The sequence below is a fragment of the Flavobacterium branchiophilum NBRC 15030 = ATCC 35035 genome, from assembly GCF_002217205.1.
Classification (GTDB): Bacteria; Bacteroidota; Bacteroidia; order Flavobacteriales; family Flavobacteriaceae; genus Flavobacterium; species Flavobacterium branchiophilum.
Map to the genome: position 1 here is coordinate 1 of NZ_MUGT01000082.1, position 22967 is coordinate 22967.

Below are 22967 nucleotides of genomic sequence, written 5' to 3' on the forward strand. Positions count from 1 at the left end.
TCTTGCTTCTCATTTTTATTTAATTAAAAAAGTTGCAAAATGTTTTTTTGTTTGTACTTTTGTGAAGTGGATATAGAATGTTAAAAACGCAATAACTTTCGTATATTTACTAGTTGGCAGTAATTTTTCCGACCGCTAACCATATAAACAACAGAGAATAAATTATGAACGTACAAGTATCTCCTAACTTTAAAAAAATGACAGGTAAAGCTGTTTTTGCAATTATCCTGTTTATAATAACATATCTAATCCTCTTATCTTTGGCTATTGGAATGACAGTTCTTTGTGTCATGGGTGGAATTGCTTTGATAGCAGCAAAACCTATGGCAATAACAATTGGGTTAGGTCTTGGACTGGCAAGTTTAGGTTTTTTCATCCTTATATTTTTGTTTAAATTTCTCTTCAAACAGCATAAGGTTGATAGAAGTCATTTAGTTGAGATTTTTGAAAAGGATGAACCAAAATTGTTTTCTTTTATAAGAGAAATTGTAACTGAAGTGCAGACGGACTTTCCCAAAAGGGTATTTTTATCAAGTGATGTAAATGCTTGTGTTTTTTACGACTCTAACTTTTGGAGTATGATATTTCCAATTCGTAAAAATTTGCAAATAGGATTAGGCTTAGTGAACACCATATCAGAGCAAGAGTTTAAGGCAATTTTAGCACACGAATTTGGTCATTTTTCGCAACGGAGCATGAAAGTAGGGAGCTATGTTTATAATGTAAATCAGGTCATTTTCAATATGCTTTACGATAATGAATCGTTTGACAGTATGATTCAGAAGTGGGCAAATATTAGTGGTTATTTTTCGATTTTTGTTTCCATAGCCGTGAAAATAATTCAAGGTATTCAGTGGGTTTTAAGAAAAATGTACGATTTCGTAAATGTCAGTTATATGGCATTGTCACGAGAAATGGAATTTCATGCAGACGAAGTTGCTGCAAATGTTGCGGGCTATTTACCTTTAAAAGAATCCTTGTTGAGAATGGATTTAGCCGACCATTCCTATAACGCTGTATTGGGCTATTATGATGGAAAAATACCAGACAACATCAAAAGTAAAAACATTTACAAAGAGCAAGGATTTGTAATGAATTTTTTAGCAACCCAAAACAATCTTTCTTTCAAAAATAATTTACCGATAGTTTCTGAACTTGATTTAAGTAAGTATAACAAATCAAAACTAACCATTAAAAATCAGTGGGCTTCTCATCCAAGTATTGAAGAACGAATAAGGGCTTTAGAATTGACCAATATACATAAGATGGGAGTTGAAAGTCCAGCAATTCTATTGTTTGAAAACGAAGAAAAAATACAAGAAGAAATTACAGAAAAGTTGTTTTCAGCAGTTACCTTTGCCGAAAGCACTACATCATTAGATTTCGAGAAATTTAAAATGGATTATTCGCAGACTTTCAATAAGAATAGCTTTCCTATTGAATATAACGGCTATTACGACAACAAAAATCCAATTGAATTTGATGTAAATAGTATCGTTGATTTTAATGTTTCTGAAACAATAGATATGCTTTTCAGTAAAGAGAAAGTAGATATGGTATATGATTTTATTGCTTTTGAGAATGACAAAAATGTATTGATTAACATAGCGAAAAAGGAATACGATATTAAGTCTTTTGACTACGATGGTCAAAAGTATAAATCAACCGTAGCTCAGAATTTAATCCCCAAAATAGAAACAGACCAAAACAGTATTAAAGAAAGAATTAAGGAAAACGACTTAAATATTTATATGTTTTTTTATAACGAAGCCCTAAAAAAGGGTAATGCAACTATTCTGAAAGAAAAGTACATCAACTTCTTTAAACAAGATTCAGAATTTGATAATAAAGTAGCATTGTACAACAAAATTGGTGAGGCAACAGGCTTTATAAGTGTAGTAACTCCATTTGAACAAATAAGAGAGAATCTTAAAACCCTTCAGCCTTTGGAACTTGAACTAAAAACGGAAATAAGAAAACTGATAGAAGATGAAACATTAAGAAGCGAAGTATCTCAACAGACAATAGAAAATTTTGAAAAATACCTTTCTAAAGAATGGGAATATTTTAATGGCACTGAATACTATAACGACAATCTTCAAATTCTATTCAACACTACAAATGAATATAACTACCTTTTGTCAAGGAAGTACTTTTTGACAAAATTAGATTTGCTAAACTATCAAATTACACAACTTGAGAAATAAAACTTCACACAACAGCCGTTTTGCAAAAGCGGGGTTTTCCTGCTTCTATGAAAGTGAAGTGTTAAATTCAAGCTTTGTGCCTTTAATGAAGTTTAGTGCTGAAAATCCCCACCTTCGCAAAGCGGCAAACCGTTACCAGCAAGGCAAAAAAAACAAACCGTTAAAATATGGCAGAATTTTCACCTCATACCGACATTTACAAAATTAAAAATAGATTAGAAAATATCAATAAATTTATTTTCTGGTTAACTTTATTTTTATCTGTTTTTCCAATTGTATTCACAACAATTTGTCAAGAATATAAATTTATAAGTTTGATAAATGTTTTTAATATAATAGCGATTACATTATTTTTCATAATTGAAATTTTAAATGAATATATCTTACTGCCACTTGCAGATAATAAAAGGAGAGACGACTTTATCGATAATTCTTTCGGTTCAAAGTTTTCAATAAAAAACTCGATTGATTATTACGATAATCAAGAGATTGAAATTGGAATATATAAAGCTGCCGTAAACCAATTTGAGAATTGTTTTTTCACATATTCTTTAGTAAAAATTTCAACAATCTCAAAAATTGTGATTCCAACTATAATGCTTGTAATAATGTCAATTATTGCTTATTATGGTTTTTCACAAGTCCCTTTTGCCCTTACCATTTTGCAAGCTTTTTTCTCTGCGAATATTCTTGGAGACCTGGTAAAACATTTAATATTGATGAATAGACTTGCTAGTATTCAAGATTCTTGGTTACAACTATTTCAAAACGTAAAACTAAAACAAGAAATACTAAATCATCAACCTCATATCTTAAGATATTGGCTTCAATATGAAACATTACATAGTAAGATAAATACAAATATTTCTGGCAGTACATTTGAAAAAAATAATGAAAAACTTACAGCGGAGTGGGATAGTTTAAAAACAAAATATAATATTACCTAATGGCATCAATAAATAGTCGTCTTCAAACTGTCGCTTCAGATTTATTTATTAAATATAATTCTACAGAACGTACATACATTGAAGAAAAAATCACTAATCTTAAAGCAAACTTAAATGCTTGGTTTGGCAACTCAATAAGTGAAATTCTTGTTTTTGGCTCATACAAAAGAGACACGATACTTCCAAGAAAATTTGACGATTACTCAGATATAGATATCTTAGTTGTATTTTCAAACGCAGAAGAAGAAAGAACGCCAGAGACATACAGAACAAGACTTAAAAAATTTGCTGATACTAAATATTCTACATCGATAGTTTTGAAAGACCATCCATCAATTATTTTAGAGATGAATAAAATAAAATTTGATCTTGTCCCAAGTAGAAAATCACTTTCTTGGTTTAGTAGCACATATCAAATTCCTAACAAAAGTGGTTATTGGATGGATACTGATCCTATTGGTTTCAACTCCGAAGTTACTGCATCAAATACTAAATATAACTATATAGTTAAACCATTGATAAGATTATTTAAACGATGGAATGCACACAATAATTATCCATTCACAACCTATGATTTAGAGCGGAAAATTGCAGGAATGAATTTCAGTGGTGACAATTATCAAAAAGGGTTTCTATATGTTATAAGTCAACTTTCAACATATGGACTTACTTTGGTCGGTGCCCAAAAAGTTGAAACTCTAAAAACTAATGGCAATTGGATAAAGGAATATTTGGATCGAGATAATCAAGAAAAAGCAATAGAGGTTACTTGTAGAATATTAGGAATAATGCCATAATGCCCAGCTGGTAACAGCAGTTTCAAGAAATGGCGAGGCACGGGATTTATCAGAAATTGGAAAGGTTTTTAATTTAAAGTTTTTGTTATATTTGTAAAGGCTTGGTCTTGGTTCATCGCCACTTCTTGAAGCCGCGAAACGTCAGGCTGTGAAAAAACCTGTTTATTATCCAAAAAACCAAAAAAAACGCTGGTTTTTGAATGTAATAGAGGCCAATTGCGAAAGGGTTATTATTAAGCAGCATTATTTTGTTGCCAAATAATGTGGGCTGTAAAACGATGTTTTGAGGTGGGTTTGGGTGAAAAAATAATAATAAAAAACACTATTTTATTTTATTTTATTTTTTTATTATTTTTGAAAAATATTTAACGGCAGTTTTTTCACAGTCTGACGTTGGCAGAAAGATTTGAAAAACAGAAGTGAATACAACCATTTAATTAAAAGATATGAATTTTAGAAACTATAAATTAATACTAACATTTTTTTTATTTTCAATTAACTTATTTTCACAACAAAACGAAAATAAATTATTTAAAACTTCCAAAATATCATTTGTAGTGAAAAGCGATAGTATAAATTTAGATGAATTTAACGAGATAATAATGATTCCTGGAGGAAGAATGTTTCGTAAATATTTTGAAAAAATTGGATATTTCAAAAACGCTTACGATTATGACACTTTTAAAAAAGTTCTTAAAAATGAAAACTTAAAAGAAGATAATGGCGAGCCATTAGTATTTAATGACTACTTAAAAGTTTACAAAAAATACAAACCATATTTAGTGCTAAATTTAAAAATGGGGAAAAATAATGTTGTTGAATTAATATTATCGAAACCCGATATTGGAGAAATATTTATTGTTCGAAATGTTTCACATACGAATGTAATTGGAATAAGTGCAGGAACTACTCAAGTATATGAAGACACTTGGGATTCAATGATGAATGAAATAGTTAACTATATTAGAATGAATTCAAAAACATACAAATAATCCTTCTGCCAACTGCAGTTACACGAGATTTGGGTTTTTAAAGTTAGTGTTTAACCGAAAGTTTAGACGTTCTTTTTCCCAAACCTCGTGTAGCTGCCAAACGTCAGGCTGTGAAAAAACCCTGTTTATAATCCAAAAAACCAAAAAAACGCTGGTTTTTGAATGTAATAGAGGCCAATTGCGAAAGGGTTATTTTTAAGCCGCATTATTTTGTTGCCAAAAAACATGGGCTGTAAAACGATGTTTTGAGGTGGGTTTGGGTTAAAAAACTATTTTATTTCAATGTTTTTTACTATTTTTGAAATTATTTAACGGCCGTTTTTTTTACAGACTGACGTTGGAAGTAAACTCACCAAAAATGAACATTATCTATGACAAAGGAAAAATTTATTGAAAATTTTAAACTATTATTAGTTCATCTACGTGATGTAACTGAAAATTTTTGCTTTAATGAAATTTCTGAAAATTATAGATTTATTTTGGAGCCAAGCGAACGCATTACAAGCCAACATTTAACAGAAGATGAAAATAAATATATGAAAACTTGGAATAAACTTGAAAATAAAGAAATGACTTTTGATCAAGTTGTTGAATTGTTTTATAAAAATGGAAAAACTCCTAAATGGGCAGATTGTAATGTTTACTTATCAACTTCCGAAAAAACTGTAGTAAAGATTTTTTTTAGTCGACAATTTAAAGAAAAAAGCGAAATCTATTATTTAGAAAGAGGAACAGCACCATTTAAAGCTGTTGTATATACTTCATCTAAAAATGAGACAGATTTAAATGGTAAATTTGATGTGAATTGGAAAGTAAAACTTGAAAATAAAAAATCTAAAGGATTGCTTTCTAAAATAAAAAGATTGTTTTAAAAATAAAGTGGCAGTTGCCAACAGCCAGCCTTTCCTTGCAACTAAAAGCCGAGCAATGAATTTTAATCAACGAATACCTATAAAAAATATAGTTAATGAGTTAAACTCATGTTGAACGAACTGAAAGAAAACGAATACCTATAAAAAATAAAAATCCATGAGTTAAACTGATTATATTCAAACCCCTTATGGGTTTTCCGAAAAGTTTTTTGTTAGGATTTCAAGAGGATTTAGTTACTCTTTTTTATATCTATTTATTTACACCTACAAGGTTTTGGAAACCTTGCAGGTGGGATAATGTAGTTCGCCACTCCCACACAAATCCCTTCGCATGCTTATCAGAAATTCCTTGAATATGTTGCATGGTTAATTGTACAAAAAATAATAATAAAAAACACTATTTTATTTCATAGTTTTTTATTATTTTTAAAAAATATTTAACGGCAGTTTTTTCACAGACTAAATTTGGCAGAAATGTTGCCCTAACAGTAACGAACATAGAAAAAACAAAAAAATAAGACAATAAATTATGACAGATAAAGAAATATTTTTTGCAGATGGAAATAACCCAAATATGATTGAAGCATTTAAAAATGCACAAGAAACTTTTAAATATTTTTGGAGAGAATTATCGTGGGAATATCGAAGAATTATTCCTGCACTCACAGTTGCTTGCGTGAAAATCGCCTTTACCCAAGACACTGACAATGGACAAATTGTTGAACATATGTGGATTAACGATGTACAGTTTGACGGAAGCAATGTAAAAGGAACTCTTGTTAATAGTCCAAATGAATTAACCAATGTTTCAAATGGAGACTTTGTAAATATTCCATTAAACCAAATTAGTGACCGGTTATTTGCGACTTACAGCAGTCAAAAACCAAAAAAAGGTTTATCAAAACTGTTTTCTTCAACACCAAAGCCTGTAACATACGGAGGATTTACTATTCAAGTAATGCGTTCTGAAATGACAAATCAAGAACGAAAAGAACACGATAGTGCTTGGGGATTAGACTTTGGCGATTTTAATGAAATTTTGCTTGTAAATGAACAAAAAGAAAACCCAGAAAACTTGATAGAACACCCAATGAGCAAAAATATGAGAGAAAAGCTTATTGAATTTTTAAAAGAACACTCTGATGAAATAACCAACCGAGACGAATACGGCTTGACTTTATTACACAAAGAAACGATTGCAGGGAACTTGACTTCTGTTGAAGTATTATTGAGTAATGGAGCACACAAGAATATAAAATCTAATCAAGGAGAAACTGCTTTAGACTTTGCAAATAAAATGAATTGGCAACATATAATACCAGTTTTGGAAAAATAAACACTTCTGCCAACAGCTAGAGTTTCGTTGCGGCTGCAAGCCGAGCAATGAATTAAAATCAACGAATACCAACAAAAATAAAAACCATGAGTTAAACTCATGTTGAACGAACTGAAAGAAAACGAATACCTCTAAAAAATAAAATTTATGAGTTAAACCGATTACAGTCAAGTCCCTTATGGGTTTATCGAAAAGCTTTTTGTTTGCATTTCAAGAGGATTTAGTTCCTCTTTTTTTATGAAAATTTGTAAATAAATGCTATTTGATTTCAATGTTTTTTATTATTTTTGAAAAATATTTAACGGCAGTTTTTTCACAGACTGACGTTACCTGCAAGAGTAAAACAACAATTTGTTTAATTAACAACATTATGACAAAAAAAAAATTAATCCTAATTATTTTATTGTTTACAACAACATTCACTTTTGCCCAAGACTGTGATTGCAAAACCAACTATGAATGGATAAAGAAAACCTTTGAAGTAAACGACGCTGGATTTCAATATGCCCTAATAACCAAAGGAGAACAAGCATACGAAGACCATAATAAAAGAATATTAGATAAAATACAAAATGCTAAGACTCTTACCGAGTGCACACCTATACTGTATGAGTGGCTAAAATTCTTCCGTTCGGGTCATATTGCTATAAGGCAAAACGAGCAACCGCAACAAACCAATCCTATAAAATCGGAAAAACAATTTTCTAATTGGGAAACTTACACTATCAAAACAGAAGATTTTAAAAAATATTTAGATAAAAAGAAAACTTCCAATTATGAGGGAATTTGGGAAACCAAACCATATAAAATTGGAATCAAAAAAGAAGGCGATAAATACATTGGATTTATAATAGAATCAGGTGCAGAAACTTGGACAAAAGGACAAATAAAACTAAAATTCAGCATAACAGAAGACAAAGCAAATTCTGTTTTTTATATGCGTGACCATTCCGCTGTGGAATCTAATAGTTTAACAATGACGGGAAACAATCATCTACAAATAGGCAATTTTAGTCTATCAAGAATTTATCCTAAAATTGAAGATGAACCTATTTACGCACAATACTTCAAGGCGTTAAATGCAGAACAACCATACCTTGTAATACAAAACAAAACTACATTATATCTGAGGATACCATCATTCAACGAAAATTACAAAAGTAGTATTGATAGTGTACTAAATGTAAATAAAGATAAAATACTTGCAACAAAAAATCTCATTATTGACATCAGAAACAACGGTGGTGGAAGCGATGCGTCTTATAGTTCAATCATTCCATACTTGTACACCAACCCAATAAGAACAGTCGGTGTTGAGTTTTTATCTACAAAACTTAACAATCAGAGAATGTTGGATTTTATCAATAAACCTGAATATGGCTTTGATGATGATAACAAAAAATGGGCGAAAAAATCATACGACAAATTAGAAAGCAATTTGGGACAATTTGTAAATCTGAACGAACACATAGTTTCGGAAGATAAGATAGACACGATTTACCCTTTTCCTCAAAATGTTGGTGTTATTATTAACGAAACCAACGGTAGCACAGCCGAACAATTTCTATTAGAAGCAAAACAAAGCAAAAAAGTTAAACTTTTTGGTGTAACTACATTCGGAGTATTGGACATTTCTAATATGTATTTTGTAGAATCGCCATGTAAAGAATTTCAATTAGGTTATTCGCTTTCAAGAAGTATGCGAATACCAGACTTTACGATTGACGAAAAAGGCATACAACCAGACTACTATTTAGACAAAAGTATTCCACAATACGAATGGACAGAATATGTAAGCAAAATTTTGACAGGACAATAAAACGCCATCAGCTAACAGCTAGCCTTTCCTTGCATCTGCAAGCCGAGCAATGAATTGTAATGATTTAAAACACATAAAAAATGTAATCCATGAGTTAAAAAAACAATTGAACGGAATCGAAATGTGGTTTGTAAATAAATATTATTATAATTATATATAGATAATTTTTTTTTATTCAATTTTTGTAATAAAAAGAGACAAAAATGAAACTTATAACATAAACTCTTGCCCCCAATTGTACAATGAGGTAATACTTGGCAATAATTTTTCACCCTTATTTGTCAAAGTATATTCAACAGTAGGTGGAACTGTCGCAAAAACCTCTCTTGTAACAATTCCATTATGTTCCATATTTTTCAATTCCTTGACCAACATTCTGGTATTAATTCCATCCACACTTCTTTCTAATTCTTTAAATCGCATTTTTCCTTTTGACAAATGATAGATGATAGGCATTGCCCATTTTCCACCTATTATATCTAATACTTCTTTTAAACTACAACTTTTTTCAGAAATTATTAAATTATTATTGTTCATAATACATTGATTTTGTTGATTACTTTACATTGAGTTACTACTATACATTTGTGTAACTAGTTGCAAAAGTAAAGTATTGAATGTAACTTTGCAACTCAATTTAAAATAAAAGTAAAAATGAAATTATTAAAATCGATAAAAGTGGGCAATAACACACTGAAAAACAGCATGGTGATGGCCCCAATGACAAGAAGTCGTGCCAATATGGATGGAATAGTCGGTGATGCTACGGTACTATATTATACACAACGAGTAAGTGCAGGCCTAATCGTTAGCGAAGCAATAAATATATCAAATCAAGCTATTGGAAGTCCGCTTACACCTGGTATCTATACAACGGATCAAATTATGGCTTGGAAAAAAGTTACCCATGCAGTTCACGAAAAGGGAGGAGTCATTTATGCTCAGCTATGGCACACTGGGCGAGTAGGACATTCGCTAGTAAAAAATGGTGAGTTGCCCGTTTCTGCTTCTGCATTGGCGATAGAAGGACAACAACATTTCACGATGGAAGGCATGAAAGATTACGAAACGCCATTAGCATTAAATACAGAAGACGTTAAATCCATCGTTCGAGATTATAAACAAGCTGCCATAAATGCGATGGAAGCAGGCTTTGATGGGGTGGAACTTCATGCCGCATTTGGCTATTTGCCCAATCAATTTTTAGCAGACAGTGTCAATCATCGAACGGATGAGTATGGTGGAAGCAACGAAAATCGCAATCGTTTTGTTTTAGAAATCATGCAAGAGATGATTGCCGCAATTGGTGCCGATAAAGTGGCCATACGTATTTCACCTACAAGTACCTACAACAATATTACTCATCAAAATCCCGTGGAACAATTTACGCTTCTTATTAACGAGTTGAACAAAATGCCTTTAGCATATATTCATATTATGAATGTTCCCTTTCCTGCCGATAAATTCCCAAATTATCCAACAAACTCTGTAGAAACCTTTGGTAAACTGACACAGCATATAGTGATTGCCAATTATGGTTATACAAAGGAAACAGGCGAAGCAGCGTTGCATAAAGGAATTGCGAGATTGATTTCCTATGGAGCCTTATTTTTAGCCAATCCAGACTTACCAAAACGTTTTGAGATCAATGCCGAGCTTAATCAACCCGATAGAGCGACGATGTATGGTGGCAAAGAAGAGGGGTATATCGATTATCCATTTTTAGAACAATAAAAAAACTAATCAAAACACGATTATTATTAATATTAATTTTTTTAAATTCAATTTAACAATCAAATTCAAATAAAATGGAACCAACAGGAACACCCAACCAAGAAAACAGAATTCAAGCCATTTTGACCTTAGACATGGAACATATTCCAAGTAATTTTCAAGAAATAATCAAACACGAACAAGAGGTTGTAGCACAATGGAAAGCAGAAGGCATATTAGAACATTTATTTTTGAGACAAACCAAAAACGGAGCAGTTTTAATCTTCAAAGGTATAGACGAAGAAAAAGCCAAAGAATTAATGTCAACCCTACCATTGTACAAACTGAAAAAAAGTGTAGCATATTACCCCTTGATAAAACAGTTCTAAGAGCAAAATAAAATCCTACATTTAACTGGCTAGAGTTACATTGACTTTATAAAACCAACCATGAGCCTCTTGACAAGTTATTGGGTTATCGAAAAAATTTTCAGATAGATTTTTAAGAGGCATTGTTGCCTCTTTTTTTACGAAAAAAGGGGGTAATTGTTTCATTTTTATATTATTTTTGTGGCTACTAATATTGCCAAATGTTAAATAATACAATAGTCATGCAGAAGCAATATAATATAGTATAAATATTATCGAATTAATTATTTTAAAAAGTATTTTTGCATTAAAAAACAAAATTGAAAAAATATAAATTATATATTATAAAAAAAAATGATTTTAAAAACTACATTATATATGAAAAAAAGAATAATATTATACATTTTTTTGATATTAAGTCCGATTTTAGCTTTTTGTCAATTTGATCCAAAAACCGACAAATACATACATAAAAGCATATTTGTAAATAAAGATACCATTAATTATCACCTCTATTCAAAAGGTACTATAGAAGAAAAAAACAAAATTCTCATTTTTTTTCATGGCTCTGGCCCAACCCCTTTGTTTAGCGAAGCAATTCATATTGATACTTTAAGCATAATTGAAAACGGTGAAACCAAGAAAAAGATTCAAAAATCGAAAATAATGGGCTCTAGTGTGCCTTTAGATTTAGATAAAATTCCAAATGAGTATCTTTTTGTTTTGATTTCAAAAAAAGGAGTGCCATTTATAAATATCAATGAGACGTTTAAACCTAATAAAATATTTTATGAAAACGAAGGGCTTGATTATAGAGTTTGGCAAGGCAATAAAGTCATCAATGAATTAACAAAAAATTGGATTAAAAAACCCGATAAGTTAGTAATCATAGGTCATTCTGAAGGTTCTGATGTAGTTGCCAAACTAGGACATCAAAATAAAAAAATAACTCACGTAGGTTTTTGGGCAGGTGGAGCCAATACCCAATATTATGATTTTGCCTTATTTATTCAAAAAGAGGTTCAAAACGGTAAAATAACCCAAACTCAAGCCAGCAAATCATTAGACTCGTTGTTTATTGAAATAAAAAATATTGAAAATGACCCCACCAATACAAACAAACAATGGCAAGGTAATTCCTATCGTAGGTGGTCGAAATTTGCAGAACCTTCTTTAGATAATTTATTAAAAATCAACAAACCAATATTTGTAGCAGTAGGCGGAAAAGATGAAGCTGTACCAATTGAAAGTAGTTTGTTAATTCCAATTGAGTTTATACGACACAAAAAAAACAATTTAACTTTCAAAATATATCCAGAATTCAACCATTCATTTGCAATAGCGCCCAAAAACGAAAACGATAATTGGGATTGGAAATGGATGACTGTTTTTGATGAATTTATAAAATGGGTAGAGGAATAATATTTTATATTTACAATTTATATAAAAATATAAATTTATTAATATGTTTTTTTTGGATTAAATACATCATAAAATGTTTCATGTTGTATTGATACAACTTTAATTTAGCCTCAATATGTTTATTAAAATGGTTAAGCATCAAATTTCAAGCCAAAACACAAAATTTTGTTGATAACTCCATTAGATTTTTAATAAAAAATACACCTAGTTAATTTTCAATTTTATATATTTGCGTGTTATAGTCAAAAAAATCGAAAAAGAATAAATTTTATATGAGCGACGAAAATAAGAATAAATATTCGGCTGATAGTATTCAGGCATTAGAAGGAATGGAGCATGTTCGTATGCGACCATCAATGTATATTGGAGATGTGGGTGTCAGAGGATTACACCATTTGGTTTATGAAGTAGTAGATAATTCTATAGATGAAGCCATGGGAGGCCATTGCGACACGATTAGTGTAGCGATCAACGAGGATGGTTCTATAACAGTTGAAGATAATGGACGAGGAATTCCTGTTGATTTACACAAAAAAGAAGGGGTTTCTGCCTTGGAAGTGGTCATGACTAAAATTGGTGCAGGAGGTAAATTTGACAAAGATTCTTACAAAGTTTCGGGTGGTTTGCACGGTGTAGGGGTGTCTGTTGTAAATGCTTTGTCCAATCATTTAAGAGCCACTGTTCATCGTGATGGCAAAGTGTATGAACAAGAATATGAAAAAGGTAAGGCTTTATATCCCGTAAAACAAATTGGTACCACCGAAAAAAGAGGTACAATTGTTACTTTTTATCCAGACGAAACTATTTTTCAACAAACAATAGAATATTCTTACGATACCTTATCGGCAAGAATGAGGGAACTTTCGTTTTTAAATAAAGGAATTACCATTACATTTACCGATAAACGAATTGTTGATAAAGAGGGGCATTTTCAATCGGAAGTTTTTCATTCAAAAGAAGGTTTGAAAGAATACATTCGTTATTTGGATGGCAACAGAGAGCCAATAATTGCTCATGTGATATCGATGGACAACGAAAAAGGCGAAATCCCTGTAGAAGTTGCCTTAATTTACAATACCAGTTATTCAGAAAATATTTTTTCTTATGTAAATAACATCAACACCCACGAAGGAGGAACCCATTTGCAAGGATTTAGAGCGGGACTAACCCGAACACTAAAAAAATATGCCGATGCGTCGGGGATGTTAGAAAAATTAAAATTTGAAATTGCAGGAGACGACTTTAGAGAAGGACTTACTGCTATCATTTCTGTAAAAGTTTCGGAGCCACAATTTGAAGGGCAAACTAAAACAAAATTAGGAAATAGAGAGGTTGTATCGCCTGTAAGTCAGGCTGTTGCAGAAATGCTTGAAACCTATTTGGAAGAAAATCCAAATGATGCCCGTATTATCATTCAAAAAGTAATACTAGCTGCCCAAGCCCGTCATGCGGCAAAAAAGGCTCGAGAGATGGTACAACGAAAAACCGTTTTAGGCGGAGGAGGTTTGCCTGGTAAATTATCAGATTGTTCAGAACAAGACCCTGCTCGATGTGAAGTTTATTTGGTCGAGGGAGATTCGGCAGGCGGAACAGCCAAGCAAGGAAGAGACAGGGCTTTTCAAGCAATTTTGCCATTGAGAGGTAAAATTTTGAATGTAGAAAAAGCCATGCACCACAAAGTTTTTGAAAACGAAGAAATTAGAAATATATTTACAGCTCTAGGTATTACTATTGGAACTGCCGAAGACAGCAAAGCCCTTAATTTAGAAAAATTACGTTATCATAAAGTAATCATCATGTGTGATGCCGATGTGGATGGAAGTCATATTTCTACTTTGATATTGACTTTCTTTTTCAGATTTATGAAAGAACTAATAGAACGTGGACACGTTTATATAGCAGCACCACCATTATATTTAGTTAAAAAAGGAAATAAAAAAGAATATGCTTGGACAGACGATCAACGAGACAGGGCCAATGAACGTATGGGAGGCAATGCTGGTATTCAACGATACAAAGGTCTTGGAGAGATGAATGCCGAACAATTATGGGAAACCACCATGGATCCTAATTTCCGAACATTAAGACAAGTAAACATTCAAAGTTTGGCAGAGGCCGATCAAGTATTTTCGATGTTGATGGGAGACGAAGTTCCTCCTAGACGAGAATTTATTGAAAAAAATGCTGTTTATGCAAAAATTGATGCTTAATAATGGTATATAATTCAAAACCCATCTATATGATGGGTTTTTTTGTGCTTTATTTTGATGTAATATCAATTTATACCAAATATACATATAAAATAGTTCTATATTTTTTTTATTTTTTGATGAAAATTAAGAAAATTTTAGTTTTATTCGTGAATTGCTTCTGTATGTGTTGTAGCCCAGCTGTGCAATTATTTTTACTTTTAATAATGGGAGTAATTGCTACTATTTACCGGATTTTGCGTTAGGGATAGTAGTGGAAATCCTTTTGTGCCAGGGTTTGGCACAAAAGATTGCAACGGATAGCCCGACCCTTGGGGAACGCCCAAAAAATGTTTATATAAATTGTTGTTTTATTTAGAATTTAATCAACAATACAAAAACAATACTATAACGTTTGCGTAAAAAAGTGATATTTTTAATGAATAAAGTCTATTTTTTTTGTACGTTTGAATTTCTAAAAAACAACAACAATTCATAAACTATTTGAAGCATGATTACCAGTACCGAGCTCGAATTCAAAGGCGATTTATATCCCTCCAAGATAGCATCTTTTAAAAAAGATGTAGATAGTGTTTATTTTTATACAGATAATAATGTCATATTAAAAGTTACTGTTCTAAGAGACAGTCTCTTGCGATTTAGATATACCGCCAAAGGGTATTTTAGCAATGATTTTTCTTATGCCATTGACAAAACACAATCGCATGGATTTAATTTTTTGGAAGTTACAGAAAATACAGAATATTTTCAAATAAAAACAAGCAAAGTTATTTGTAAAATTCAAAAAATAGACCTCCGAGTGTCTATATTGGACTTGGAAGGAATGCCAATATTAGAAGACGAATTAGGATTTCATTGGGAAGAGAGCTACCATTTTGGGGGCAATATTGTCAAAATGAGTAAATCCAGCAAAGATGGCGAGTGTTTTTATGGCTTAGGCGACAAGGCAACCCATTTGAATTTGAAAGGCAAAAGAGTAGAAAATTGGGCAACCGATCAATATGCTTTTCAAAAAGACCAAGAACCGCTATATAAGGTAGTACCATTTTATATTGGACTACATGATAAAAAGGCTTATGGAATATTTTTTGACAACACTTTTAAATCATTTTTTGATTTTGCACATGAGCGTCGCAATGTAACGAGCTTTTGGGCAGAGGGTGGCGAAATGAATTATTATTTTATATATGGTCCAGAAATGCAGGATGTTGTAACAACCTATACCCATTTGACTGGCAAACCCGAGTTGCCGCCTATGTGGGCTTTAGGATACCATCAATGCAAATGGAGTTATTATCCAGAAAGTAAGGTAAAAGAAGTAACCAATAAGTTTAGAGCACTTCAAATTCCGTGTGATGCCATATATTTGGATATTGATTATATGGATGGTTTTAGATGTTTTACATGGAATAATGATTATTTTCCAGACCCCAAACGAATGGTTTCCGAGTTGGCAGCCGACGGATTTAAAACTGTAGTGATTATTGATCCAGGTATCAAAATTGATAAAGATTATTGGGTTTATAAAGAAGCCTTGGACAAAGATTATTTTTGCAAACGAGCCGATGGGCCTTATATGAAAGGAAAAGTTTGGCCTGGAGAATGTAATTTTCCAGATTATACCAATCCAGAAGTAAGAGAATGGTGGGCAGGTTTGTTTAAAGAATTAATATCAGATTATGGTGTAAAAGGTGTTTGGAACGACATGAATGAGCCTGCTGTAATGGAAGTTCCGGGCAAAACATTTCCAATGGACGTACGTCATGATTTTGACGGAAATCCATGTAGCCATCGAAAAGCACACAACATATATGGAACGCAAATGGCTCGAGCTACGTATGAAGGGGTCAAACAGTTTGCATATCCAAAAAGGCCTTTTATTATTACCCGATCTGCTTATTCGGGTGCACAGCGTTATACGTCGTCATGGACGGGCGATAATGTAGCCAGCTGGGAACACTTATGGATTGCCAACATTCAAATGCAACGAATGTCTATTTCTGGAATGGGATTTACAGGCTCTGATATTGGTGGATTTGCAGAGCAACCGTCGGGCGAATTGTATGCTCGATGGATACAACTTGGGGTTTTTCATCCATTTTGTAGAACCCATTCGTCTGGGCATCACGGCGATCAAGAGCCTTGGTCATTTGATGTTGATGTAGTAAATATTACAAGAAAATTTGTAAATTTACGTTATCAATTGCTTCCTTATTTGTACACCATGTTTTGGGAATACATCAACGATGGTGTACCAATGTTAAAACCATTAGTCTATTATGATCAAGCTGATTCGCAAACCCATTATAGAACAGACGAATTTATTTTTGGAAACCAAATATTAGTTTGCCCTATATTGGAACCAAATGCACAAGGACGTAGAATGTATTTGCCTTCTGGAAATTGGTACAATTATTGGACAAACGAACATACGACAGGCGGTAGAGAATTATGGGTACAAACAGATTATGATCAAATTCCGCTTTTTGTTAAAGAAGGTGCCGTGATTCCAAAATATCCAATTCAACAATATGTAGGAGAAAAAGAGTTTGACGAAATAACTTTGGAAGTTTATTATAAAAACGGAAAAGAAAAATCAGAACTTTTTGAAGATGCACAAGATGGATATGATTATAATAAAGGCCGTTACAGCTTGTCGAAATTTAATTTACGAGGCAAAGACAAAGAGCTTATCATTCAACAACATCGGGAAGGCAAATTTGAAACACCCTACAAAAAATTCAAAATTAAATTGATAGGACTTCCATTTCAAATAGCTAAAATTGAATTTGACAACGAAGAGGTTACATTTGAATCTGTTTTGTTTGACGGCAACAACAGCATTACAATAGATAAAGATTTTACAGAATTACACATTATTGGGTTATAAAATAACTTAAAAAGCAATTTGAAAAATTATTTCAAATTGCTTTTTATTTTTTAAAACATGACAGATTTAAGACAAACATTTGAAAATGAAGGTTTTAGTATAATAGAATCTTTTTATACAACTTCAGAAATACAGAATATTCAACTTGAAATAGAGGCGTTTATAAGCCAAACAAATCAATCAATACTTTTTGGTAAACCATCAAAAGATTTATTTGCTATAAGACAATTTATAAAGGTATTTCCGGGACTTGTTCCCCATATTTTTAATAAAAAAATGCTCCAATTGATTGCTTACCATTTTGGTGAAAACTATTTTATGACCAAATCCATTTATTTTGACAAACCACCATTATCCAATTGGTTTGTGGCAAATCATCAAGATATTATTATTTCGGTTGATCAAAAACAAGATGCTGAGGGATTCAAAAATTGGACAATCAAACAAAATCAGTTTGGAGTACAACCTCCAACTAACATCTTGGAACAAAACTTTACCATCAGAATCCATTTGGATCATACCACTGCACACAATGGAGCATTGAAAGTGATGAAAAAATCACATTTGAAAGGCATTCAAAAGGTTGAAAATATTGCATGTTATGATACCGAAATATGTGAAGTAGGACAAGGAGGGCTATTATTAATGAAACCCTTGTTGTTTCATGCGTCTGACAAAACAAAAAATGAATCACGTAGAAGGGTGATTCATTTAGAGTTTAGCAACCAATTATTGCCAAAAAATTTGAATTGGAACGAGCAATTACTTATTTTTTAAAATTTTTTATTCCCATTTCTAACCAATTTTTATAATATTGACTGTCTGGATTATAGCTAGTTGTAGGAGTGGTTTTATTCAAATTATTTCCTTGTAAATCTGTCATTACATATAAGGGTTGTGTATTGGTTTTGTATTTTGAAATCATAAAATCAGTCCATTTTTCGCCAATGGTTTCAAGTTTTGCCCCTGTTGTTTTAGAAATTGTTTGTTGTGTTTCAGGCAATTCTCTTTTATCGTCAACATATAGCGAAATCAGCACCACATCATTTTTTAAAATGGGCAAAACAGCTGGATCAATCCATACAGTATTTTCCATTTTTCGACAATTTACACAAGCATGTCCAGTAAAATCGAGTAATATAGGTTTGTTTACTTTTTTGGCATAAGCCAAACCAATTTCATAATCATCAAAAACGATCAAATTATGAGGGCCTTTTTTGGCACCATTTGGCAACAAAAGATCACTTTTTGTAGCGTTATCTCCAAGTCCCGATGGACTTTCGCTATACTCTAAAGGTGGCGGAAAAGCATTGATGAGCTGCAAAGGAGCTCCCCAAAGTCCAGGAATAAGATACACTGTAAAAGCCAAAATGAACAAGCCAACATACAATCGACCTACCGAAATTTTTGCTAAAGGACTATCATGTGGCAAAGTGATTTTTCCAAACAAATACAAAGCTAAAGTGCCAAAAATAGCAATCCAAATAGCTATAAATACTTCTCTTTCAAGCAAGTGCATTTGAAGCACTAAATCGGCATTGGACAAAAATTTGAAGGCCAAAGCCAACTCTAAAAAACCTAAAAAAACTTTTACTGTATTGAGCCATCCGCCCGATTTTGGTAATGAATTAAGCCATCCAGGAAATAAAGCAAAAACCATAAATGGTAAGGCCAAGGCTAATGAAAATCCAAACATACCAAGTACAGGTGCAATGCCACCATTTGATGCTGCTTGTACTAAAACCGTTCCTACAATGGGGCCAGTACAAGAAAAAGAAACAATTGCCAAGGCTAAAGCCATAAACAATATACCAATAACACCCCCTCTGTCTGCTTGGCTGTCTATTTTATTTGCCCAAGAATTTGGCAACATAATTTCAAAAGCACCCAAAAAGGATGACGCAAAAATGACCAATAACACAAAAAACGCTAGGTTAAAATATACATTTGTAGAAAGAGCATTCAAAGCACCCGCACCAAAAATAGCAGTAACAGCAAGCCCTAAAACAACATATATCAATATGATAGCTATTCCATAAATCAAAGCATTTTTCTTACCCTGTGCTTTTGTTTTACTCTGTTTAGTAAAAAAACTTACCGTCATTGGAATCATTGGAAACACACATGGCGTTAGTAATGCCGCAAAACCTCCTAAAAAAGCATAGAAAAATATAGACCAATTACTTTGATTTTCAACTTCAGGCTTAACGTCTTCAGGTTGTATTGCTGTGTCAACGGCACTTGTGGTTGTTGGTGTAGCCTTAACTTCTTGTGGGGTAGTAGAACTGTTTTTAGAGGTATCTTCTTGAGTTGAAGCCGCATTTACGACTTCATTAGAGGCTGCATTTACCGTTTTAGGAAGTGTAAATAAAAAATCTTTTTTGTCGTTTATACAAGCGTCTTTACATACTTGATACTCTAAATGCAAATCAATTTCAGTAGTTTTTGGATTAACTATCTTGACTTTTTGCGTCAGTTGAACTTTGTTTTCAAAATAATATTCATCTACCTCAAAAATGTCATTATATTGTTTTTTATAGGTACTTTCTTTTGTTTTTCCTATTAATTCGTAATTACCTTTAGTGTTTTTATAAGACAAGGTCATAGGCAAAGGCCCGTTGTCTGGTGTAAATTGCGAATAAAGATGCCAACCACTATCGATAGCTCCATTAACAATCAATAAAAATTCATTTTCAGAAATTTTATCAATTTTGGTAGTCCATTTTACTGGGTTTTTTATTTGTGCTTGTATTTGGAATAATCCAATAATTAAGAATAAAAATAAAAATAATTTTCTCATAAATTTGATTTAATTTGCAATATATTTATAGTATTGTTGTTTGCAGCAAAACGTTCATCTTGTCTTTTATCAATTACCCAAACAATTTGATCGTCAGAACATAAAAGCCAAGTAGATTCTTTATCTAGTGCTGAAAATTTTTCGTCTTTAAAATATTTACTTATTTTTTTTGATTTGCCTTTCATCCCTTTCGAAAAAAAAACATCACCCAACTGCCATTTTCTAATACATAATGGAAATTTTAATTGATCTGCATCAACAAAAATAGTGTTATTTTTTGAATTTGAAATACAGTCAACCTTTGAAATGTCCAAATTTAAGGGAAAATTAACTTTTGTTTGATTTTTATCAATCCAAAAAAAAGAATTTATTGTTTCTGAAATTGGTTTCAAAATCAGTTGTTCTCTGTTTTTTAATAATTGAAATTCTTTAGAAAAAACTTGCTTCCCTGTTTGACTGTCAATCAAATCAAAAATGTCTGTCCATGCTTTAAAACCATAATCTTTGAGCCAATAATACAAATAGGCTTTGAAATTTGGAAGTTTTTTAATTGCAACCAAATCAAAATAAATGACACCATTTTGCATCAAAGTCAATTTTTTAAATAACAATGTAGCAGCATCCTTTGCTAATGTTTGAGTATCGTCTAAAAATAATTGTGCTTTCTGAAAATTATTCAAAAAAGAAGGGTTTAGTTCTTTCAAAATGGGTACTATTTGATGTCTGATTTTATTTCTCAAATATTTATCAGAAGCATTGCTACTGTCTTCCCTCCATTGAATATTGTTTTTTAATGCGTAATTTCGTATATTTTCTTTTGAAAAATACAGTAAAGGTCTAACAATATTGTTATTGTAAAACGGTATTCCTTTCAAACCGTCTATACCAGTCCCTCTGCTTAAATTGATAATAAATGTTTCTAAATTATCATCTGCATGATGTGCCGTTGCTATAAAATCTATTTCATGCTGCTTCAAAATGTTTTGAAACCATTCATAACGCAAATTTCGGGCGGCTACTTGTGTAGAAAGTTTATTGTCGTTGGCAAATTGCAAAGTTTCAAATGATTTTACAAACAACGGTATATGTTTATTCGTACAAAAAGTAGCAACAAATTCTTGATCTCCTTGACTTTCTGTGTCTCGAAGGTTAAAATTGCAATGAGCAATAGCTATTGAAAACTTAGTTTTTATAAACAAGTCAGTCAAAACCATACTATCTAAACCACCACTAACCGCCAAAAGTATTTTCTTCCCTTCCAAAAAAGGCAACTTGTTTTTTATTATTTGTTTAAATTTATACTCCATCAAAATAAGTGTTTAAATCATACCAACTCACAACTTGAGCAATCGTTCTTGTTTGATTTTCTAATCCATTATATATCAATGTTTTACTTTTGATTAAATCATTAGCTAATTTTTCAAAATACTCTATACCTTTAAATAAATCTTGTGATATAGTTGAGGTAGATTTGATTTCGACAACTTTCAATTTTTCATCATCTTGTATCAATAAATCTATTTCATGCCCGCCAGAATTTCGCCAAAACCAAAATTCTTGCATCATGTTTTTATGATAATTTAGTTTGATACTTTCAGAAACAACCATGTTTTCAAATAAATTTCCTCTATAAGAGTTTAACTTAATTTGATCTGGATTTTTGACTTTTAATAAATGACATAAAAGCCCTGTATCATAAAAAAACAATTTTGGACTTTTAATTACCCTTTTATCAAAATTTTTATAATAAGGCTGTAATAAAAATATTATATAACTGCTTTCCAAAACTGAAATCCAAGATTTTGCAGTAGGTTGAGATATACCACACTCATTGGCCATAGCATTCAAATTTAATAACTGTCCTGCTCTTGATGCACACAAACTCAAAAAGGTTCTAAATGATCGTATGTCTCTCACATTAACTAGCTCTGAAATGTCTCGTTCAATATATGTTTGCATATAATTATTATAAAAATTTTTATACGGTATGTCTCTGTCATATACAGCTGGATAACTCCCTTTCAGAATATAATTGATATAGTTATGTTCTAACAATTGGTGTTTTTTTAATTCTTCTAAATCAAATGGAAAAAGTTTAAATAGTGCCACTCTTCCTGCTAAACTTTGTGTGATGTTTTTCATCAAATGAAAATTTTGAGATCCTGATAAAATATATTGTCCCATAATTTTATCTTCATCAACTATCGTTTGAAGATATGAAAATAAATCTGGTTCTCTTTGTGCTTCATCAATAATACAAAATTTAGAATATTGTTTGAAAAAACCTTTAGGATCATTTCTAAAAAAAGTTCTCATATCTGGGTTTTCTAAACTCAAATATTGATAATCCGGAAACAGTTCTTTTAGAAGTGTTGTTTTTCCTGATTGTCTAGGCCCAGTTAAAGCTATAATTGGGTATTTGTTTTTTAGAAATAAGATGGATTCTACAATGGTTCTATTAACTATCATAACTGTTTGTTTTACAACACAAAAGTAAAATTATTTTTTTAAATTGCAATAGTTTTTTTATTATTTTTTTTAAAAATACACAACCTCTATTTTGAAATTACACAATCTCTATTTTGAAATTACAC

At 31.6% G+C, this 22967-nt stretch carries 18 protein-coding genes; 13 read left to right on the forward strand and 5 right to left on the reverse strand.

Features of this window, described 5'->3' with window-relative positions; genetic code table 11:
- Positions 1 to 164 precede the first annotated feature (164 nt).
- From B0A58_RS10085 to B0A58_RS10120, 7 genes are all read left to right on the forward strand, one after another.
- Entirely contained in the window at positions 165 to 2207 is a 2043-nt protein-coding gene (locus tag B0A58_RS10085; protein ID WP_089080957.1) for a M48 family metalloprotease, read from the forward strand.
- A gap of 167 nt (positions 2208 to 2374) precedes the next feature.
- Positions 2375 to 3154: a hypothetical protein gene (locus B0A58_RS10095; protein WP_089080959.1), complete on the forward strand. Its 780-nt coding sequence runs from the start codon at positions 2375 to 2377 to the stop codon at positions 3152 to 3154.
- A complete protein-coding gene (locus B0A58_RS10100) occupies positions 3154 to 3951 on the forward strand; it encodes an SMODS domain-containing nucleotidyltransferase (protein WP_089080960.1) in 798 nt (265 codons plus the stop codon). The genes B0A58_RS10095 and B0A58_RS10100 overlap by 1 nt, the downstream gene beginning before the upstream one ends.
- 446 nt (positions 3952 to 4397) lie before the next feature.
- Entirely contained in the window at positions 4398 to 4943 is a 546-nt protein-coding gene (locus B0A58_RS10105; RefSeq protein WP_089080961.1) for a hypothetical protein, read from the forward strand.
- A gap of 371 nt (positions 4944 to 5314) precedes the next feature.
- Complete coding sequence (locus tag B0A58_RS10110) at positions 5315 to 5815, forward strand: hypothetical protein (protein ID WP_089080962.1); 501 nt, start codon at positions 5315 to 5317, stop codon at positions 5813 to 5815.
- 529 nt (positions 5816 to 6344) lie between these two features.
- Complete coding sequence (locus B0A58_RS10115) at positions 6345 to 7151, forward strand: DUF2314 domain-containing protein (protein WP_089080963.1); 807 nt, start codon at positions 6345 to 6347, stop codon at positions 7149 to 7151.
- A 370-nt stretch (positions 7152 to 7521) separates the two neighbouring features.
- Positions 7522 to 8970: a S41 family peptidase gene (locus B0A58_RS10120; RefSeq protein WP_089080972.1), complete on the forward strand. Its 1449-nt coding sequence runs from the start codon at positions 7522 to 7524 to the stop codon at positions 8968 to 8970.
- A gap of 210 nt (positions 8971 to 9180) precedes the next feature.
- Here B0A58_RS10120 and B0A58_RS10125 read toward each other — a convergent pair whose 3' ends face one another.
- The gene (locus B0A58_RS10125; RefSeq protein WP_089080964.1) at positions 9181 to 9507 is read right to left on the reverse strand and encodes a winged helix-turn-helix transcriptional regulator; all 327 of its coding nucleotides are present in this window, start codon (positions 9505 to 9507) and stop codon (positions 9181 to 9183) included.
- A 117-nt stretch (positions 9508 to 9624) separates the two neighbouring features.
- Between B0A58_RS10125 and B0A58_RS10130 the strand changes: the two genes are divergently transcribed.
- Positions 9625 to 10704 carry an alkene reductase gene (locus B0A58_RS10130; RefSeq protein WP_089080965.1) on the forward strand — a complete coding sequence of 360 codons (1080 nt, stop codon included), beginning with the start codon at positions 9625 to 9627 and terminating at the stop codon, positions 10702 to 10704.
- A gap of 74 nt (positions 10705 to 10778) precedes the next feature.
- Entirely contained in the window at positions 10779 to 11072 is a 294-nt protein-coding gene (locus B0A58_RS10135; RefSeq protein WP_089080966.1) for a hypothetical protein, read from the forward strand.
- A gap of 21 nt (positions 11073 to 11093) precedes the next feature.
- Here the strand turns inward: B0A58_RS10135 and B0A58_RS16445 are convergent, their stop codons facing one another.
- Positions 11094 to 11237 carry a hypothetical protein gene (locus B0A58_RS16445; protein ID WP_165766321.1) on the reverse strand — a complete coding sequence of 48 codons (144 nt, stop codon included), beginning with the start codon at positions 11235 to 11237 and terminating at the stop codon, positions 11094 to 11096.
- Between the two features lie 192 nt (positions 11238 to 11429).
- On the opposite strand from B0A58_RS16445, the gene B0A58_RS10140 reads away from it, so the two are divergent.
- The 4 genes from B0A58_RS10140 to B0A58_RS10155 all read left to right on the forward strand — a co-directional run bounded on the left by B0A58_RS10140 (position 11430) and on the right by B0A58_RS10155 (position 18350).
- Positions 11430 to 12473, forward strand: a complete 1044-nt coding sequence (locus tag B0A58_RS10140) for a serine aminopeptidase domain-containing protein (protein ID WP_089080973.1) — start codon at positions 11430 to 11432, stop codon at positions 12471 to 12473.
- A 272-nt stretch (positions 12474 to 12745) separates the two neighbouring features.
- Positions 12746 to 14683: a DNA topoisomerase (ATP-hydrolyzing) subunit B gene (gene gyrB, locus B0A58_RS10145; protein WP_014083977.1), complete on the forward strand. Its 1938-nt coding sequence runs from the start codon at positions 12746 to 12748 to the stop codon at positions 14681 to 14683.
- A 490-nt stretch (positions 14684 to 15173) separates the two neighbouring features.
- Positions 15174 to 17573 (forward strand): glycoside hydrolase family 31 protein, encoded by a 2400-nt coding sequence (locus tag B0A58_RS10150; protein WP_089080967.1) that lies wholly within the window; start codon positions 15174 to 15176, stop codon positions 17571 to 17573.
- Positions 17574 to 17630: 57 nt separating this feature from the next.
- Complete coding sequence (locus tag B0A58_RS10155; RefSeq protein WP_089080968.1) at positions 17631 to 18350, forward strand: phytanoyl-CoA dioxygenase family protein; 720 nt, start codon at positions 17631 to 17633, stop codon at positions 18348 to 18350.
- On the opposite strand, the gene B0A58_RS10160 is transcribed toward B0A58_RS10155, so the two are convergent.
- Genes B0A58_RS10160 through B0A58_RS10170 form a run of 3 tightly spaced genes read right to left on the reverse strand, consistent with a single transcriptional unit; the run spans position 18340 to position 22842 of the window.
- Positions 18340 to 20373, reverse strand: a complete 2034-nt coding sequence (locus B0A58_RS10160) for a protein-disulfide reductase DsbD family protein (RefSeq protein WP_089080969.1) — start codon at positions 20371 to 20373, stop codon at positions 18340 to 18342. The genes B0A58_RS10155 and B0A58_RS10160 overlap by 11 nt on opposite strands.
- Positions 20370 to 21680: a tRNA lysidine(34) synthetase TilS gene (gene tilS, locus B0A58_RS10165; protein ID WP_089080970.1), complete on the reverse strand. Its 1311-nt coding sequence runs from the start codon at positions 21678 to 21680 to the stop codon at positions 20370 to 20372. The genes B0A58_RS10160 and tilS overlap by 4 nt, the downstream gene beginning before the upstream one ends.
- Entirely contained in the window at positions 21670 to 22842 is a 1173-nt protein-coding gene (locus tag B0A58_RS10170) for an ATP-binding protein (protein ID WP_089080971.1), read from the reverse strand. Before B0A58_RS10170 ends, tilS begins: the two co-directional genes overlap by 11 nt.
- Positions 22843 to 22967 lie beyond the last annotated feature (125 nt).

Coding starts and splice junctions, on each gene's coding strand:
- B0A58_RS10085 (WP_089080957.1), top strand. CDS start 165: ATGAACGTACAAGTATCTCCTAACTTTAAAAAAATGACAGGTAAAGCT.
- B0A58_RS10095 (WP_089080959.1), top strand. CDS start 2,375: ATGGCAGAATTTTCACCTCATACCGACATTTACAAAATTAAAAATAGA.
- B0A58_RS10100 (WP_089080960.1), top strand. CDS start 3,154: ATGGCATCAATAAATAGTCGTCTTCAAACTGTCGCTTCAGATTTATTT.
- B0A58_RS10105 (WP_089080961.1), top strand. CDS start 4,398: ATGAATTTTAGAAACTATAAATTAATACTAACATTTTTTTTATTTTCA.
- B0A58_RS10110 (WP_089080962.1), top strand. CDS start 5,315: ATGACAAAGGAAAAATTTATTGAAAATTTTAAACTATTATTAGTTCAT.
- B0A58_RS10115 (WP_089080963.1), top strand. CDS start 6,345: ATGACAGATAAAGAAATATTTTTTGCAGATGGAAATAACCCAAATATG.
- B0A58_RS10120 (WP_089080972.1), top strand. CDS start 7,522: ATGACAAAAAAAAAATTAATCCTAATTATTTTATTGTTTACAACAACA.
- B0A58_RS10125 (WP_089080964.1), bottom strand. CDS start 9,507: ATGAACAATAATAATTTAATAATTTCTGAAAAAAGTTGTAGTTTAAAA.
- B0A58_RS10130 (WP_089080965.1), top strand. CDS start 9,625: ATGAAATTATTAAAATCGATAAAAGTGGGCAATAACACACTGAAAAAC.
- B0A58_RS10135 (WP_089080966.1), top strand. CDS start 10,779: ATGGAACCAACAGGAACACCCAACCAAGAAAACAGAATTCAAGCCATT.
- B0A58_RS16445 (WP_165766321.1), bottom strand. CDS start 11,237: ATGAAACAATTACCCCCTTTTTTCGTAAAAAAAGAGGCAACAATGCCT.
- B0A58_RS10140 (WP_089080973.1), top strand. CDS start 11,430: ATGAAAAAAAGAATAATATTATACATTTTTTTGATATTAAGTCCGATT.
- gyrB (WP_014083977.1), top strand. CDS start 12,746: ATGAGCGACGAAAATAAGAATAAATATTCGGCTGATAGTATTCAGGCA.
- B0A58_RS10150 (WP_089080967.1), top strand. CDS start 15,174: ATGATTACCAGTACCGAGCTCGAATTCAAAGGCGATTTATATCCCTCC.
- B0A58_RS10155 (WP_089080968.1), top strand. CDS start 17,631: ATGACAGATTTAAGACAAACATTTGAAAATGAAGGTTTTAGTATAATA.
- B0A58_RS10160 (WP_089080969.1), bottom strand. CDS start 20,373: ATGAGAAAATTATTTTTATTTTTATTCTTAATTATTGGATTATTCCAA.
- tilS (WP_089080970.1), bottom strand. CDS start 21,680: ATGGAGTATAAATTTAAACAAATAATAAAAAACAAGTTGCCTTTTTTG.
- B0A58_RS10170 (WP_089080971.1), bottom strand. CDS start 22,842: ATGATAGTTAATAGAACCATTGTAGAATCCATCTTATTTCTAAAAAAC.